This window comes from Vibrio sp. V01_P9A10T6, from assembly GCF_963877065.1.
In the GTDB taxonomy this organism is placed as follows: Bacteria; Pseudomonadota; Gammaproteobacteria; order Enterobacterales; family Vibrionaceae; genus Vibrio; species Vibrio anguillarum.
In genome coordinates this window covers 36,956-53,587 of the sequence record NZ_CAWNTB010000200.1, presented here as the reverse complement: position 1 = coordinate 53,587, position 16,632 = coordinate 36,956, and the positions used below count along the sequence as shown (strand labels likewise).

At 43.0% G+C, this 16,632-nt stretch carries 14 protein-coding genes and 1 pseudogene; 9 read left to right on the top strand and 6 right to left on the bottom strand.

Translation table 11 applies throughout. The annotated features are described in order from the left end of the window. The 4 genes from AACQ21_RS15635 to AACQ21_RS15620 form a co-directional block, all read left to right on the top strand. A partial coding sequence (locus AACQ21_RS15635; protein ID WP_105977055.1) for a glycosyltransferase family 2 protein occupies positions 1 to 920 on the top strand: 920 nt, incomplete at its 5' end. 36 nt (positions 921 to 956) lie between these two features. Beyond that, positions 957 to 1,847, top strand: coding sequence for a glycosyltransferase (locus tag AACQ21_RS15630; RefSeq protein WP_105977054.1), 891 nt, complete (start codon positions 957 to 959; stop codon positions 1,845 to 1,847). Positions 1,848 to 2,028: 181 nt separating this feature from the next. Further along, a complete protein-coding gene (locus AACQ21_RS15625) occupies positions 2,029 to 3,078 on the top strand; it encodes an EpsG family protein (protein WP_105977053.1) in 1,050 nt (349 codons plus the stop codon). Positions 3,079 to 3,099: 21 nt separating this feature from the next. Then, on the top strand, positions 3,100 to 4,236 hold the full coding sequence (locus AACQ21_RS15620) for a glycosyltransferase family 4 protein (protein ID WP_105977052.1): 1,137 nt from the start codon (positions 3,100 to 3,102) through the stop codon (positions 4,234 to 4,236). Between the two features lie 58 nt (positions 4,237 to 4,294). On the opposite strand, the gene AACQ21_RS15615 is transcribed toward AACQ21_RS15620, so the two are convergent. Then, complete coding sequence (locus AACQ21_RS15615) at positions 4,295 to 5,293, bottom strand: sugar transferase (RefSeq protein WP_105977051.1); 999 nt, start codon at positions 5,291 to 5,293, stop codon at positions 4,295 to 4,297. Between the two features lie 379 nt (positions 5,294 to 5,672). On the opposite strand from AACQ21_RS15615, the gene AACQ21_RS15610 reads away from it, so the two are divergent. Both AACQ21_RS15610 and AACQ21_RS15605 read left to right on the top strand, forming a co-directional pair. Then, positions 5,673 to 6,989, top strand: a complete 1,317-nt coding sequence (locus AACQ21_RS15610) for an MBL fold metallo-hydrolase RNA specificity domain-containing protein (protein WP_105977050.1) — start codon at positions 5,673 to 5,675, stop codon at positions 6,987 to 6,989. A 226-nt stretch (positions 6,990 to 7,215) separates the two neighbouring features. Then, positions 7,216 to 9,105, top strand: a complete 1,890-nt coding sequence (locus AACQ21_RS15605) for a methyl-accepting chemotaxis protein (protein ID WP_105977049.1) — start codon at positions 7,216 to 7,218, stop codon at positions 9,103 to 9,105. A gap of 66 nt (positions 9,106 to 9,171) precedes the next feature. Here the strand turns inward: AACQ21_RS15605 and AACQ21_RS15600 are convergent, their stop codons facing one another. Both AACQ21_RS15600 and AACQ21_RS15595 read right to left on the bottom strand, forming a co-directional pair. Beyond that, the gene (locus tag AACQ21_RS15600) at positions 9,172 to 10,407 is read right to left on the bottom strand and encodes a mechanosensitive ion channel family protein (protein ID WP_105977048.1); all 1,236 of its coding nucleotides are present in this window, start codon (positions 10,405 to 10,407) and stop codon (positions 9,172 to 9,174) included. 168 nt (positions 10,408 to 10,575) lie between these two features. Beyond that, positions 10,576 to 11,502, bottom strand: a complete 927-nt coding sequence (locus tag AACQ21_RS15595; RefSeq protein WP_094164664.1) for a D-2-hydroxyacid dehydrogenase — start codon at positions 11,500 to 11,502, stop codon at positions 10,576 to 10,578. A gap of 71 nt (positions 11,503 to 11,573) precedes the next feature. Here AACQ21_RS15595 and AACQ21_RS15590 point away from each other — a divergent pair, with 71 nt between their 5' ends. Then, positions 11,574 to 12,161, top strand: coding sequence for a YjaG family protein (locus AACQ21_RS15590; RefSeq protein WP_026028258.1), 588 nt, complete (start codon positions 11,574 to 11,576; stop codon positions 12,159 to 12,161). A 157-nt stretch (positions 12,162 to 12,318) separates the two neighbouring features. On the opposite strand, the pseudogene AACQ21_RS15585 reads toward AACQ21_RS15590, so the two are convergent. Together AACQ21_RS15585 and AACQ21_RS15580 are read right to left on the bottom strand one after the other, a co-directional pair. Continuing rightward, positions 12,319 to 12,672: pseudogene (locus AACQ21_RS15585) on the bottom strand (endonuclease domain-containing protein); the annotation flags it as partial. A 20-nt stretch (positions 12,673 to 12,692) separates the two neighbouring features. Continuing rightward, entirely contained in the window at positions 12,693 to 13,745 is a 1,053-nt protein-coding gene (locus AACQ21_RS15580; protein WP_105977047.1) for a CNNM domain-containing protein, read from the bottom strand. Positions 13,746 to 14,092: 347 nt separating this feature from the next. Here AACQ21_RS15580 and hupA point away from each other — a divergent pair, with 347 nt between their 5' ends. Then, on the top strand, positions 14,093 to 14,365 hold the full coding sequence (hupA, locus tag AACQ21_RS15575; protein WP_010320328.1) for a nucleoid-associated protein HU-alpha: 273 nt from the start codon (positions 14,093 to 14,095) through the stop codon (positions 14,363 to 14,365). 42 nt (positions 14,366 to 14,407) lie between these two features. After that, positions 14,408 to 15,097, top strand: coding sequence for a DUF1481 domain-containing protein (locus AACQ21_RS15570; RefSeq protein ID WP_105977046.1), 690 nt, complete (start codon positions 14,408 to 14,410; stop codon positions 15,095 to 15,097). A gap of 119 nt (positions 15,098 to 15,216) precedes the next feature. Here AACQ21_RS15570 and purD read toward each other — a convergent pair whose 3' ends face one another. After that, positions 15,217 to 16,512, bottom strand: a complete 1,296-nt coding sequence (gene purD, locus AACQ21_RS15565) for a phosphoribosylamine--glycine ligase (RefSeq protein WP_105977045.1) — start codon at positions 16,510 to 16,512, stop codon at positions 15,217 to 15,219. Positions 16,513 to 16,632: the final 120 nt, after the last annotated feature.

Here is a 16,632-nt window from a genome sequence, read left to right as displayed (position 1 = left end):
TTATGCCTGTATACAATACAGAACTGTATGTTGAACGGGCAATGATTAGCTTGATGGAGCAAACCCTTGATGATGTGCAATTCATCATTATTGATGATGGTTCAAAAGATAATTCATTATCAATAATCAAAGAGGTAATTACTCGTTATCCCACTAGAAAAGATCAAATCACTCTTCTTAGTCGTGAGAATCGAGGTGTAGCTGCTACTCGAGCACAAGGAATGGAACTGGCTACTGGTGGTTATATAATTCACCTAGATAGTGACGACTGGGCTGAGAGAAATTGGCTAGAGGCTATGTATGCTAAAGCAATAGAGGATAATGCCGATGTGGTAGTTTGTGATTATTCTTTAATATACTCTAATGGTAATAAAAAGCGAGTTAAACAAAAGGTATATGACTCAGGAAGTAAGTGTGTGGAAAGTTTGTTGAAGAATAATGTTTGTAATGCAAACTGGAATAAAATTGTAAGATTTGAAATTATAAAGAGTAACAATATTACATTCTCGAATGATATTAATATGGGTGAAGATTTATTAATGTCTCTACAGTTTTTTTATTACGCAAATAAAGTCTCCAAGATTTCTGAATCTCTTTACAATTATAATCAAGAAAATGAAAATGCATTGACTAAGTCGTATAAAGACAAGTCATTTAAAGATATTCAAGATGTAGTTATTCTTGCAACCAAATTTCTTATGGAAAATGATGCAGATGACAGAATTTTACATGCCATTAATCATCTTAAATTAAATGTAAAATCAACAATTGTTAATAACTCGCCTAATGTTAATTATAAAAACAAAGCCATGTTATTATATCCAGAGACAAATTTTTTATTATTTATGGCAAAAAGGCTTTGGCGACTTAAATTCTATTTTATTGTATTTTACATAAGGTCTTGGTTTTCTTTAAAATAAAACGGCCTAATTTTTATTATAAGGAGGTGAGTGTTAATGAGGGTTGGAATAGGTTTAAAGCTTGGGTCCTACACGCCAGAGGCATATGCTTATGAGAAGTTTTTAACTGAAAATGGAATTGAAGTTCAGTTGGAAGATGAAGTTTCGTTATGCATAGATAATGATATAAATATTTATTTTATGGGTTTTCGACCAGCCCAAATACATAAGAAAAAAACTGAGATTGAGATTCATGAATATCAAAGTTTATCAACATATCCATTAGCTAAATTTAAAGATTATTTAAAAATCAATATAAATAAAAAACCAGAGCGAAGGATTTTTCTCAATGAAATTGTGAAGAATAGATTAAATTTTAATGATGATATACCATATATATATCGAGATATGGGTGTCGATAAGGAGTTTTATCAGGTTTCTCATAACAAAAAAAACTTCGATATTGTATACAGTGGCTCTATACATGGCAGGAAAGGGTTGATTAATGAGTTATACCGTTTGGCTTCTTTGGGCTTTAAATTACTAATTATTGGAGATGTTGACAGCACTATAATGAAGATTTTTTCAAGGTTTAATAATAGTGTAATCTTCACCGGAAGAGTTAGGAGAGAAGACTTGCCAGATTTATATAATATGTGCCGAGCTGGTTTGAATTATACGCCTAATATATATCCATTTAATATACAAACAAGTACAAAAACACTAGAATATCTAGCTTCTGGTTTAATGGTTATTACAAATAGCTATTATTGGAGTAATCGATTTTTCGCTGGTCAAAATCAGCATTGCATTTTTTTGGAAGATTTAAATAATTATATAGAAATTGAATGTAAGGATATGCGATTTAATTCTATTGAAGATTATGAATGGAATGTTGTTCTAAGGAAATCAGGATTTTATAACTTCATCAAAGGGAATGAATCCTAATCTTTCTATTTCATTTTCTATTGAAATAATTATTGCTATTAATTTTACATGTGGAAAATTTTATTTAAAATATGCATACTATGCTTGTGTCTTGTTAGACGTCCTATACGTGTTCAAATGTTTTTTAAAAGTGAATTTGAGTGTTTATTACTTGAATGGATAAGGGTTTCAAAAAGCACAAATGAATACTTATATTATTTTGTGGATTTTTTTAGTTATTTCTAATTTTACTATTAGCCAAATTGATCGCCGATTAGGTCATTTTTTCTTTAAGTTTTCTTTATTTATAATTTTTATTCTAGTAGGGTTTAGACATCAAGTAGGAGGAGATTGGTACAGTTATCTCTCTATTTTTGACGAACTACGTTACGCCAGTTTACCTCAAGCACTTTTATTTACGGATCCTGCCTACGGCGCATTTAACTGGCTAGCTCATCAATTGGGCTTCACTGTGCATTTTGTTAACGTAGTATGTGCATTGATTTTTATGTGGGGTTTGAGCTATTTTTGCCTTAAGCAACCTCAACCTTGGTTGGCGTTGTTAATCGCGATTCCTTATTTAATAAGTGCTGTAGCTATGGGGTATACTCGCCAGTCGGTAGCCGTCGGTATTTCTATGGTGGCATTTATGGCCTTGCTTGAGCTAAGGCCTTGGCGATTTGTCGGTTTAATTCTGTTTGCTGCTTTGTTTCATAAATCAGCCATCATCTTATTCATTCTTTTTCCGGTAGCGATGCCACACTTTCAGTTAGGCAAACTATTTGTTATTGGAATATTTAGTTCTGGACTCGGTCTATTATTAGTTTTAGAACGCTTAGGCAGCATGTGGGATCTCTATGTCAGCCAAGGTATGGACTCTGAAGGTGGCCTAATTAGGATATTGTTGAATACTGTTCCCGCAGTCTGCTTTTTCTTATTTAAAGAGAAGTGGCAGCAACGTTGGCCGAGCTCATATAAACTAACTCTGTGGTTATCCTGTATGGCACTTATTTTATTGCCAATACAATTTCTAGCTTCAACCGCGGCAGATCGAATTTCATTATATATCATGCCATTACAATTATTGGTCTTGTCTAGCTTGCCACTATTATTTCAATGGAAAGTTCAGTATGTGTTTTGTTATGGCTTAGTGTTGGCTTATTCTGCAGTATACTTAGTCTGGTTAAACTATTCATATTATGCACAAGAGGCTTGGATTCCATATAATAATTTATTGCTATTAATCTTATAGTTTAAAGAATGAGAATTACTTATGAAGTTAATTATGGTGGCGAATACTGCATGGTCAGTATTTAATTTTCGCCACTCTCTTATTAAAGAATTATTGAACCATGGTGTGGAGCTCTATGTTATCGCCCCTGAGGATAAGTTTTCAGAAAAGCTGGCTGAGATGGGCTGTCAAGTGCTCGATTTACCTATGCAAGCAAAAGGGGTAAACCCTATTGCTGATTTCGGTTTAATGCTACGTTTATTGCGTCATTACCGTGAAATAAAACCTGATTTTATTATTCACTATACGATCAAGCCCAATATTTACGGCTCCTTAGCGGCTAAATTAGCTGGAATTCCTTCTTTAGCGATTACTACTGGCCTAGGCTATACCTTCGTTAACCAAAATGTGGTTTCACAAGTAGCCCGTCAACTGTATAGGTTCGCCTTCCGTTACCCCAAAGAAGTATGGTTTTTAAATGAGGATGATCGATGCGCCTTTTTAGATCATCGTCTAATCGAGCCAAATAAAGCGGTATTGTTGCATGGCGAGGGGGTTAACCTTAACCACTTTGTACCGAGTGACAAACCACAACCTGATGAGAATATTCGCTTCCTACTGATAGCTCGTATGTTGCGAGATAAAGGTGTGTGTGAGTTTGTTGAGGCGGCGCGCCAAATTCGTAAGCAGTACCCACAGGCTATTTTTCAATTGCTGGGTGATTGTGGTGTGCCTAACCCAAGTGTGATTGGGCGTGAGGAAATTGCCCTGTGGGAAAAAGAAGGGATAGTGGAGTATTTAGGCACCACAGATGATGTGCGCCCCATTATTGCTCAAGCGGATTGTTTAGTTTTACCTTCTTACCGTGAAGGTATTCCAAGAACCATGATTGAGTCGGCTGCGATGGCAAAACCTTTGATTGTGTCTGATGCACCAGGTTGCCGTGATGTAGTGCTCGATGGTCAAACTGGCTATCTGTGTGAAGTGAAAAATGCTCTGTCACTGGCGCAGCGTTGCGAGCTGTTTTTAACACTCAGTGATTCAGAGAAACAGGTAATGGGTAAGGCTGGTCGTGCCTTTATGGAAGACAAGTTTGATGAGAAATGGGTCATCAAACAGTATTTCACAACACTCAAAAGATATGATGTATTACCTGCTAATAATGAAGTTTTGATATAACAATCTTGTTTTAAATAAAAAGGTTCCTTACGGAACCTTTTTATTCTAAGTGATTTTATTACCTTCCCATCCCAAACAAAACTGTCTTGACGGTCAACAACAAAATTTTCAATTCCATGCGCCAGTTCTGGTGCTTAATATAGTACACATCATATTTATGTTTCCATACGGCATCTTCTACTGATGCACCGTAAGGGTACTTCACTTGAGCAAGCCCTGTAACTCCCGGTTTCACCGCATGGCGAAAACGGTAGTAGGGAATTTGCTTTTCAAGCTCATCAATAAATACTTCACGTTCTGGCCGTGGGCCAACCATCGACATTTCCCCTTTTAATACATTGATTAATTGAGGAAGTTCATCAATTCGTGTTTTACGAATGAATTTGCCCACTTTGGTCACACGTGCATCATTTTTTATTGCCCATTGCGCGCCATTTTTTTCTGCATCATTACGCATTGAGCGAAACTTAATCACTTCAAATTCTTTGTTGTATTGTCCTGTCCTTCGTTGTTTGAAAAAAACAGGACCGGGTGATTCTAGTTTAATGAGAAGCGCGGTGATTAGCCCAACAGGTATTGCGACAGTCGATAAGCTGAAAACAAAAAAGAGATCAATAAAACGTTTTTCTCGGCTATGTCTTTTGTTTGATAAAATAGAAAAGGCTTTTTGGTGCAGGAAGTAACCGCTGTGCAGTAGCTCTGTTTCTGTATAGCCTACTTTTCGGTCAAAATAGCTGACCAGTGGCTCAACCCATGCACCAAACTCGGTCGCAGCGATTAAAAATAGCTGTTGACGTTTAGACAAATTCGCACTTTTAAAATGACAAAGTGTTTTATTTTTAAAATCGACTAAGTTGTAGTTGTTTACTTGGTAGTGAATTGGGTGTCGAGAGAGCACGGTGTGAATTTTGCCCGCATCTTCATCTGGACAATAAATGTACACTATCTCATTAGCCAAACTGTCAATCGTTTGATCTTGTCCATCGTAATCGCCTAATTCAGAGAGTTCAGCAACGGATTCACGGTGTTGTGTTGACTCATTAAAAATATCAGTCATAGCCTTAGTCTTTCTGGTTTATTAATTTAATAACCTAGCGCGATTATATTATCATTGATTTCTTATGCTTTCCTGCAAGGATATACCTACTTTGTAGGAATATTCCTATTTGGGCGGGCAGTATAGACTATTTTTCTGATATGTCATACCAATTACATTTATTATCCCCGGTATACCGATTCTTCTTATGTATATATATCCGAGTATTTGGTGTTGAAAATTAATCAATATTGATGATTTTGAAATTAATAAAATCAATTTATAAAGATGGCATCGCGTTTTGCAACAGTGAGTGATATTTTTTGTCGAAACATTAACCATGTTGTGTTGTTTATTTAACCGCTAAATATGCGAGCAAACATAAATTCAGGAGAAGAATATGGATATTATCCACCACGGTGGAAAAGAGACCGTCACGGGCTCTTGTCATGAGCTGAGGCTTGGGAAGAAAGGAATTTTGGTTGATTGCGGCTTATTTCAAGGGCGTGATAGCCGACCAATGGCGATTGATTTTCCATTAACTCATCTGCAGGCGTTGTTGTTAACTCACTCGCATATTGATCACATCGGCCGTATACCTTGGTTATTAGCGGCTGGTTTTCATCAGCCTATTTATTGCACACCCGCTACCGCAGAATTACTCCCGTTAATGTTAGAAGATGGGTTAAAGCTTCAACTTGGTTTAGGGCAAGCACAGCGTACAAGAATATTAGAAAAGCTGAATAAACAAATAAAGCCAGTGAATTATGGCGTGTGGCAGCGTATTTCTCGTGATTTAGACAATACTTATTTTCGCTTTACGCCTGCGGGCCATATTTTAGGGTCAGCGTTTATTGAAGTGAAACTGCCAAATAATGAAATTGTCCTGTTTTCAGGGGATTTAGGTCCCAGCAACACACCGTTATTGCCGGACCCTGTCTCTCCGCCTCGCGCCGATTATCTGCTAATTGAATCAACCTACGCGAACAAAACCCACGACAATGTGCAGCTGCGGGCGCAGCGCTTAAAGGACATCATCAACCGTTCTTTGCAAGACGGTGGCACCATTTTAATTCCTGCATTCAGTGTGGGCCGAACACAAGAGCTGCTGTTTGATATTGAACAATTGATCTTCAGCGGTGAAATCGATGGCAATATTCCGATTATTTTAGATTCACCCATGGCGCAACAGGTGACGAAATCTTACCGAAAGTTTAAAAAATTGTGGGGAAAAGAGGCGAAAAAGCGTTTGGATGCACAAAGGCATCCGCTTGCGTTTGAACAGTGTATTACCGTTCAAGATTATCGAAGCCATCAAGCATTGGTCAACCGTTTAGCCTCAACAGGGGAAGCGGCGATTGTGGTGGCCGCGTCTGGCATGTGTGAAGGTGGCCGAGTGATGGCCTATTTAAAAGCGCTGTTGCCTGATAAAAGAACCGATGTGATCTTTGCGGGCTTCCAAGCTCAAGGCACTCTGGGCCGAGCGATTGCGCAAGGCGATCACTCGGTGATGATCGATGGCGATGACGTGCTTGTGAATGCACAGGTTCACAGTATGTCGGGCTATTCTGCCCATGCCGACCAAGCCGATTTGTTGCGCTTTATTGAGGGCATTGCGACTAAGCCTAAGCAAATTCATTTGATTCATGGAGAGCCCACCACAAAGCAAGCTTTTGCGGTTACGTTGCGCAGTTTAGGTTATGAGGTGATAGATTGAGCGCAATGTTTTGCCGTGTTAATTGCATTGTTAATAGCAGTAACTTACTTTTAATAGGTGTAAAAGATTTGTATCCATTAGCAACTAAACGATAACGCTTTGTGGCTTAGATTGTGGCTTGGACTTTTTGTCGGTTAATTACGACGCGGTGTGAGTGCAAAGTGTACATGTGTAGTGGCGATTCTTACAAACAAAACCTAATCTATTTCACCAATGGGGGTGAGTTGTGAATCTATCGTTAAAAGGTAAGTTGATAATGACAAGTTTGCTTGTTGTTATTGTGATGGCGGTGGTGTTGACGTTATTGTCGGCAAATTTATTGAAAGATGAAACGGAGAGTGGCATTAAGGAAAGGGTGTATGGTATCTCGAAATCGGCAACGAGTTCGATTAGCCAATGGCTGGATGTTCGTAGCAAAGTCATTAGTGTGGTGATCCCTCACACAATGAAGGAAGATTCACTGCCTTTTTTACAGCAAGCTCAGCAAGGCGCACAGTTTGATTTACTCTATTTCGGCACTGAGCAAGGCACCATGCACCGTTCTATTCCGTCTCGAGGCGCAGACAATGCAAGCTATGATCCTCGGACAAGAGGATGGTATCAAGAAGCGAAAAATAGCTCCGGCACGATACTGACGGCCGCTTATGCCGATGCGATCACGGGCGCTTTGATGGTAACGCTCGCTGAACCGATTAAGAAAGACGGACAGTTTTGGGGCGTTATTGGTGCTGATGTGTTAATTGATCAATTGGTGAAGGATGTCATTGCGATTGATGCAGGGGCAAAATCAAACGCTATGTTGATCAACCGTGATACAGGGTTAATTGTTGCACACCGTAATAAAGATTTGATTCTCAAACCGCTGGCTTCTTATAGCCCTAACCTAACGCAGCAAGTCATCGACCGCTCAATGGCAGAGAATAAAATAAAAACCGTGATGGTTGGTGATGTCGAAAAATTATTATTCTTTACCGCCGTTCCTGAGACTGACTGGGTGCTCGGCATTGAGCTCGATAAAGAGGTGGAGTACACCAATATTGGCGCTCTCTTTATGCAATTAACCTCGATATCAGTCGCCATTACAATTTTGGTCGTGATCGTGTTTTCGGCATTGGTTGGCTTCTTACTGCGTGACTTGGGCCGAGTCTCCCAAGCATTAGCGGAAATTGCAGACGGTGATGCTGACCTTACGCAGCGCATTGAACCACGTTATCAAGATGAAGTAGGCGCACTGGCGAATAACTTTAATCAGTTCGTCGGTAATATGCACGGCATGATCAAGCGTTTCCATGAAGTGTCGCAAGGGTTAACACTGCAAGCAGAAAACACCGCTGCGCAAGCCCATGAGCGTACCCGACGCATTATGGTGCAACAAGATGAAATCAACATGGTGGCCACTGCGATTAATGAAATGGCTGCCGCAACGCAAGAGATTGCAGGCAATGCAGATAATACAGCGGCTACGTCTTTGGATACGGTGAAAATTTCTAACCACGGCGTTGAGCAGGTGAAAAATACTCAACAGTCGATCAGTGAGTTGTCGAAAGAGATGACGGTAGCCAAAGAAGTCATTGAGAACTTGAACCAGCACGCACAAAACATCAATACGATCTTGTCGGCGATTCAGGGTATTGCTGAGCAAACCAACTTACTGGCACTGAATGCGGCGATTGAAGCGGCAAGGGCGGGTGAGCAAGGGCGTGGATTCGCGGTGGTAGCGGATGAAGTTCGGGTACTCAGCCAACGAACGCACAGTTCGACGCAAGAGATTCAACAGACGATTGAAACGTTGCAGAAAACCACGACTCAGGCCGTGAACATCATGACTGAGAGTAGCAAGCTTTCCGAAAGTAGCGTGGAAGATGCCAACGTGGCCGCGCAAAGCTTAGTGAAAATTGGTGAAGCGGTCGGTACGATCAGCGATATGGCAACCCAAATTGCAACCGCCGCAGAAGAACAGGCGTCAGTCACAGAGGAAATTACGCGTAATACCCAAGGTATACGCGACGTGTCTGATGAACTGGCAAAAGAAGCACAAGAAGCTTCCCAACAAGCTGAATTGCTTTCTAGCTTATCTAAAGAGCTTCAACAAGAAATTAACCGCTTTAAACTGTAACCCTTCTCGATCGCTTTACGATTAAACCTCCCCCATTAGGGGGAGGAAACTCAGGCAATGTCATGTTTACCTTGCGAGTGCTTGAAAGTCACTGCCAGTTGGCGCTTGCGAAACGCGCAGGCCGAAGTCAGGAAGCACGGCATAAATGTGGTCAAAAATATCCGATTGAATACCTTCATATTCGACCCACACGACCGTATTGGTGAAACAATAGATCTCCAGCGAGACGCCATCGTGCGTGGGGGCCAGTTGGCGCACCATTAATGTCATGCCTTGGTGAATTTGGGGATGGTTACGCAAGTAACGTTCTAGATAGGCACGAAAACTGCCAATGTTGGTTAAGCGGCGTCCATTGATGCGGCAGGCTAAATCGAGTTGGCTCATCTGATTATAGGCGTTGAGCTCTTGTTCTTTTTCGGCCAAGTAGGGCTCTAAAAGTTGTGCTTTGCGTAGGTAGCTTTGCTCTTCTGGCGTCAGAAAGTGAATGCTATTGGCATCAATTAATACGCTGCGTTTAATGCGTCGGCCGCCTGATTCTTGCATCCCTTTCCAGTTTTTAAACGAATCAGAGATCAAGGCATAAGTCGGAATCGTGGTGATGGTTTTATCCCAGTTTTGCACTTTGACTGTGGTCAGGCTAATGTCGATGACGTTACCGTCTGCGCCATATTTGGGCATTTCTAGCCAGTCACCGACGCTTAGCATTTGGTTCGCTGAAAGCTGAATCCCCGCCACTAATCCTAAAATCGGGTCTTTAAATACCAGCATGATGACCGCCGTCATCGCACCTAAACCGCTCAGCAGTAGCACTGGTGATTTGCCAATTAAAATCGACGTCGCAAACAGTGCGGCGATAACAAATGCGATGATTTTGATGCTTTGAATAATGCCTTTGAGCGGAATGTTACGGCTGGTTGCGCTGCGATAAAGTAACGTTTCCACCACATTGAGCAGAGCGTAACTGCTTAACAGGCCAAAGAGGATAATCCACAGTAAGGTCAATGTATGCAGCAGTTCGTAAGTCGCACTGGCGTGGCTAAGCCATAACTGAGTTTGAATTGAAATGACAATCCCTTGAATTAACAAGGCAAAGCGGCTGAAAAGCTTTTTGCTAAACAGAATGTTTTGTAAAACTTGTGCGTTGGTTGTGCGCCGCTGTAGCCATAGGCTCACCCCTCGGTGCAACACTAAATGGATAACGATAGAAATAAGCGCGATAAGCCCAAGTGCTTCAGCAATCGGCAGCAGTTGTTCTAAATTAATGTTCAGTGATTGTAGCCACGAAGTGATGGCTGAAGGCATGATTTGCTCCTTGTGTCATTAGGCGATACCGTTCCTGTTTTACCGCATTAACTCGTGTTCGATGCGGCAGTGTATTCTCGACAGCAATGGCAAGTGGTTTGCGTGTCTATAGTAACATTGAGTTAAGGTTTCCCTAGGCTTAGTGCCGATTATTAACCGCTATTTGACCTAATAGCCTTTTTCAAAATCAATTCTGTTTTCAAGTTGGAACCCGTCGCGCCACAAGCCGTAATTACGGGTGAAAATCTCCACCACTTGCTCAGGAAAACTCACTGCCGCGATGTGCGGGGTAAGGCTAATAGCAGGGTGCGTCCAGAACGGGTGATCTTCGCTTAATGGCTCTTTTTCAAATACATCGAGGTAAGCGTGTTGAATGTGACCCTCTTCAATCAGTGCAATCAAATCACTCTCAACAAGGTTTTTACCGCGCCCGACATTAAACAGCAATGCATTGTGGCAATGGCTCAACGTACTTTGATTGAGCAAGCCTTTGGTGTGCGGCGTGTTGGGTAACGTACTGACCACAACCTCCGCGTGAGCGAGGGCAGTAGCAAGCTCGTTAATGTGATAGGTTTTATCAAAACCCCCGTTTTTGGCTGGGATGCCAGTGCGGTTGACGCCAATCACGTGCAAACCAAAGGCTTTGGCTACTTTTGCTAAATGGCTGCCAATCGAGCCTGTGCCGAGGATTACCATGGTTTTATCATTGATCGATTGATAAGGGTGGGTTTGCCACTGTTTGGCCGCTTGTTGCTGCGCGTAGCAAGCAAAGTGGCGAAAGTGTGCAATCAGGTTGCCCAGAACGTATTCAGCAATTTGCTGGCCGAAGATGCCTTTAACGTTGGTGAGCTCATAATCTTGACGAAGTTGTGGCGACATTAAGGTGTCGACGCCTGCATATTCCGAGTGCAACCATTCCAGTTGCGGAAAATCGTCCAAATACTTTGCCGCCAGTGGTGGTGCGGCCAGCAAAATGGTTGCTTCGCTGCGATCGTCAGTGATGGCTAAGCCGCTCAACTGCGCCTGTTCAATCGCTTGTCGATAAATATCGTTGTGTTCGGTCAGAATATAGAGTTTATGAGTGAAATTGTTCATAGGCTTTGCTTTTTTCCCTGTTGGTTATCAAGTACACTTCCGCTGTCTTTTTCTGCTGCGATTGAGTGATTATGCTACAAAACCCTCTGCAGGTTCGTCTTGAGAAATTTGAACCTTGGCAACAAATTACTTTTATGGCGTGTTTGTGTGAACGTATGTACCCGAACTATGCCATGTTTTGCGACAATACTGAATTTGCTCACACGCGAGTATATCGAGATATTCTCGACAGTGTTTGGGAATTGCTCACGGTAAAAAGTGCCAAAATCAATTTCGAGAACCAATTGGAGAAGTTGGAAGAGATCATTCCAAGCTCAGAAGATTTTGATGTTTACGCTGTGTACCCAGCAATTGATGCGTGTGTGGCTTTGTCTCACCTACTTCACGGCCTGCTTGATCGCGATTATCTGTATGAAAACATGCAAAAAATCAGTCAGGTGTCGGTGCTGACAGTGGCGCAGTTAGAAGAAGCGCAAACGGGCGAAGAGATCACCAACGACAATCAAAAACAAAATGAAGCGGTCTGCGCCGAATGGGATGTGCAGTGGGCTATTTTCCGCCCTCTGCGTGAAGCCGTAGAGCGAGATATTGATTTGATTAAAGACCTACGCCAAGAGCTACGCGACGAAGGCGTGAGCAACATTGGTGTGAGTTTGTAGTACACCCCCTCCTAACCTCCCCCTAGAAGGGGGAGGGACTAAAAGCGCTCTCGTCTACCTTGAAGGGGAGAGACTAAAAGCATGTTCGTTTTGGGTGCTGAAATGTGCTGATTTCAGTGATCGCTTTTAAATTCCATCCCCTTTGAGGGGAGGGGTAGGGTGGGGTGTTTAAGTAGCGACAAATATCCTCAACAACATCATCAAGTTGTATTCGTACTTCCTCGTTTGTATACCGTAAAACACGAATGCCAAATTGCTCTAGATAATCAGTTCTTGCTTGGTCGTAGATATAAGAAGACTCGCTGAAATGAGAGTCACCATCGATTTCAATCACCAGCCGATGACTTGGCGCATAAAAATCCACGATATAAGGACCAATACCAAACTGACGGCGAAATTTAGTGCCTAGTTGCTGGCATCGTAACCTTGCCCACACACTTTGTTCTGATGCTGTAGCGTTAGTACGCAATGTTCTACGCCGCATTTTTGTCGATTTAGGATTAGATTCCATTCTATTTCCTTTATTTTCTATTACTCATCCCTGTTTTCAATGACGCCGTGTGTTTTCTTCCAACGTTCCCAGCGTTGGTAAGCGAGCTGCTGCATGTCGGTGGTTTTATCAGCTTCATCAATGATCTCTTCACCCAGTAGGTATTCAAAAATATCCTCTAAGGTCAGAATGCCTTGTACTGTGCCGTATTCATCAACGATTAACGCCAATTGCAGCCGTTTTTGCATCATTTGTTCGAACGCTTTTAATAGGCTCATTTTGTTGAGCAGCGCATGAAGCGGCCTCATGACTTCTTCTAAACGTTTACTGCCTTGGCCCTTTTGTTGCAGTTTAAATAGCTCTAAGCGATGCACAAAACCGATGATGTCCTCTTTGCTGTCGCCATAAATAAGTGGACGCGAAAAGGGCGTATCTCTATGTTGCACGAGAAACTCGTCGATAGTGAGTTGCGCGCTGGCGCGAAACAAAACCGGGCGCGGTGTCATCACTTGAGTCACTGGGACGTGTTGGATAGCCAACAAGTTATTGAGCATTTTTGATTCGCCATCGGCAAACTCACCGCTTTCATTGGCCAGCATGGCCATCGCGGAGAGTTCATCACGCATTTTGGGCGCTTCATGGTGACGCGCTAAGCGTTTGGTGATCTGTTCTGAAAACCAGACGAAAGGCGTCAGCGCCCACACCATCCAGCGTAAAACTACCGCAGAAGCTGGCGCAAGTTGACGCCAATAGGTCGCACCAATGGTTTTCGGTACGATTTCCGACAACACCAAAATGCCTAGAGTTAGCACCGCAGAAAATACGCCGAGCCATTCGCTACCAAATACGACCGCCGCTTGTGCGCCTGCGCTGGCGGCACCGATGGTGTGAGCAATGGTGTTGAGCGTGAGAATTGATGCCAAGGGACGGTCGATGTCTGCTTTGAGTTTGTTCAGTCTGTCGGCTGAAGGGTGAGCGTTTTGACGCAACTGAGCAAGGTAACTTGGTGTAATGCTCAGTAGCACAGCTTCAAGAACCGAACAGATAAAAGAGACACCGATGGCAACGGCAATATAAACCGTAAGCAAAAACATGATTGTTCCTTAGTTTTATTTATACCAAATCAATACTGCGTTGAGCTTGATCCATGCCAATGTCGGTCATTGGAGGCTCTACCTGCGTAGGATTGTACTGATATATTAGGTCGCTTAAGTGACCTGAAATATCAGGTATCCAAGCATAAGTACGCTATAAATAAGGGCTTACAGCATCAAAAACAAGCGGATATTCTTTGTCAATCAGTAACAAATTGTGAGTTATTGCTCATATTGTGGTTAAAAGTGCGGCATAGAGACAAAAGATCAGCGACAAACCTTTGCCAGACGGGGGCTTTATGTTTTAGAGTGAGGTCAATTCGATAACACATGAGAAGGGAAACCTAATGAACAAGACCCAATTAATCGACTTTATCGCTGAAAAAGCAGACTTATCTAAAGCACAAGCAAAAGCTGCTCTTGAAGCGACTTTAGGCGCAGTTGAAGGCGCTCTCAAAGAGGGTGACCAAGTTCAACTAATTGGTTTTGGTACATTCAAAGTAAACCACCGTGCAGCGCGTACTGGCCGTAACCCTAAAACAGGTGCTGAGATTCAAATCGCAGCAGCTAACGTTCCAGCATTTGTAGCCGGTAAAGCACTGAAAGATTCAGTGAAATAATTTATACTACGCCGAGATACCCTCTCGGCGTAGATTTCTCCCATGAAAAAAATTCTTTTATCCATTCTATTTCCCCTAGTCTTAGTGGGATGCTCCTCCTCTAGCCATACGCCTAGTCTCGAACAATATTCCAATTATACCAGTGGGCAAACCATGGGTGATGCCACCAGTTTTTATTGGTATATCGAGCGTTCAGCCTCTCCAAACAGCGCCGCTGATTATGTCGCATCAGGTGATTATGGTTGGTATAAAACCAATTATCGCTGGGATAAAGGGACATTAAGAGAGCTCAAGCGCGAAGGTGAGCAGCTACAAAAAAAATCGCTCGTACCTTATTCGGTTCACTTACGTTTTAATGACGCTGGTGAAGCAATTTATCAACAATACCGTGTCGATGGAAAAATACTGCCACTCGATGAAGAACAGCTTTCCCATTACCTGCAACAAGCACAATACCTGATCTCAGAAACCAAAAATAAAGACAACCAAGGGTTAGAACTGATTCAAGGGGTGTGGGATGGCGAAGTGTTTGAAACCTGCACGGGTCATGAATACACGCAGATGGAATTTAACCAAACGCTGCCCAGTTTTGTGGTCAGTCGTTTAGCATCATTGGATAACTACATCGCATTTTTAGGTAAAATCCGCAATAACCGTGTCTATATCGAAGAGCTATTAATGCTTGCTGATGAGAATCATGGCTGTGTCGACAAACCGCAATTGTTGAAGTGATGATTAAGTTCATCTCTAAGTGGGTTTAGCACCAAGCCGATACAGAAGTATGAACATGAAGTATAAAAATAAGGCGCTCAATGAGCGCCTTATTGGATCATAACCTAGCCTTGTCGTTGTTATTTTGTTGTCTGTTGTTCACGAGCTATCGCGCGGTAGCCAATATCGCTGCGATAGAACATGCCATCCCAGTTGACCTGTTTGGCTAATTGATAAGCGCGCTGCTGCGCTTGTGAAACCGTGTTACCAAGTGCGGTTGCGCATAACACGCGACCACCGTTGGTGACGACTTCTCCAGCTTGGTCGCTTGTGCCTGCGTGGAAGATTTTCTCACCCGTGACTTCTTGCGTTGGTAAGCCAGAAATGACGTCTCCTTTCGCGTAGTCGGCAGGGTAACCGCCAGCGGCCAAAACAATACCGATAGAAGCGCGTGGGTCCCATTTTGACTCCACTTGATCAAGTTTGCCTTCCAGTGCGGCAAGGCAGAGTTCGACCAAATCTGATTGCATCCGCATCATGATCGGCTGAGTTTCAGGGTCACCAAAGCGGCAGTTGTACTCAATCACTTTCGGTGTGCCTTGCGCGTCAATCATTAGCCCAGCGTACAGAAAACCTGTGTAAGGGTTGCCTTCTGCCGCCATACCGCGCACCGTTGGATAAATCACCTCTTGCATCACGCGCTCATGGATCTCGGGCGTGACCACCGGAGCTGGCGAGTAAGCGCCCATGCCGCCAGTATTGGGGCCACTGTCTTTATCGCCGACGCGTTTATGATCTTGGCTGGTGGCCATAGGGAGAACATTTACGCCATCGACCATGACAATGAAGCTCGCTTCTTCTCCATCTAAGAACTCTTCAATCACCACGCGGCTGCCTGCATCGCCAAAGGCATTGCCTGCGAGCATATCTTGAATCGCGTCTTCGGCCTCTTGCAGCGTCATCGCCACAATGACCCCTTTGCCAGCGGCAAGGCCATCGGCTTTGACCACAATCGGTGCGCCTTGCTGGCGGACGTATGCCAAAGCAGGTTCAATTTCTGTGAAATTAGCGTAAGCCCCAGTAGGAATATGATGACGAGCTAAGAAATCTTTGGTGAACGCTTTAGAGCCTTCGAGCTGCGCTGCCGCTTGAGTCGGGCCAAAAATGGGTAAATCCGCCTTACGGAAAGCATCCACTACGCCAAGCACTAAGGGGGTTTCTGGGCCAACAATGGTCAGTTCAATACGTTTTTCTTGAGCAAAAGCGACCAAACCAGCAATGTCTTCCACTGCAATGTTGACGTTCTCAAGTTTAGGCTCAAGCGCTGTGCCCGCATTACCCGGAGCAACAAAGACAGTTTTAACATTTGGGTTTTGAGCGACTTTCCAACCCAGAGCGTGCTCACGACCGCCAGCACCTATAATCAGAATGTTCATCTATGAGTATCCTTTAACGTATAGAGTTTGTTTGTTGCCATTTACCCCCTCCTAACCTCCCCCTTAAAGGGGGAGGAACTTGGATGACAATATCTCCCCTAAAAGGGAAGCAAGGTCACT

Bases quoted from the DNA above. Each gene is read 5' to 3' on its own strand.
- AACQ21_RS15630 (WP_105977054.1), top strand. From the start codon at position 957: ATGAGGGTTGGAATAGGTTTAAAGCTTGGGTCCTACACGCCAGAGGCA.
- AACQ21_RS15625 (WP_105977053.1), top strand. From the start codon at position 2,029: ATGAATACTTATATTATTTTGTGGATTTTTTTAGTTATTTCTAATTTT.
- AACQ21_RS15620 (WP_105977052.1), top strand. From the start codon at position 3,100: ATGAAGTTAATTATGGTGGCGAATACTGCATGGTCAGTATTTAATTTT.
- AACQ21_RS15615 (WP_105977051.1), bottom strand. From the start codon at position 5,293: ATGACTGATATTTTTAATGAGTCAACACAACACCGTGAATCCGTTGCT.
- AACQ21_RS15610 (WP_105977050.1), top strand. From the start codon at position 5,673: ATGGATATTATCCACCACGGTGGAAAAGAGACCGTCACGGGCTCTTGT.
- AACQ21_RS15600 (WP_105977048.1), bottom strand. From the start codon at position 10,407: ATGCCTTCAGCCATCACTTCGTGGCTACAATCACTGAACATTAATTTA.
- AACQ21_RS15595 (WP_094164664.1), bottom strand. From the start codon at position 11,502: ATGAACAATTTCACTCATAAACTCTATATTCTGACCGAACACAACGAT.
- AACQ21_RS15590 (WP_026028258.1), top strand. From the start codon at position 11,574: ATGCTACAAAACCCTCTGCAGGTTCGTCTTGAGAAATTTGAACCTTGG.
- AACQ21_RS15580 (WP_105977047.1), bottom strand. From the start codon at position 13,745: ATGTTTTTGCTTACGGTTTATATTGCCGTTGCCATCGGTGTCTCTTTT.
- hupA (WP_010320328.1), top strand. From the start codon at position 14,093: ATGAACAAGACCCAATTAATCGACTTTATCGCTGAAAAAGCAGACTTA.
- AACQ21_RS15570 (WP_105977046.1), top strand. From the start codon at position 14,408: ATGAAAAAAATTCTTTTATCCATTCTATTTCCCCTAGTCTTAGTGGGA.
- purD (WP_105977045.1), bottom strand. From the start codon at position 16,512: ATGAACATTCTGATTATAGGTGCTGGCGGTCGTGAGCACGCTCTGGGT.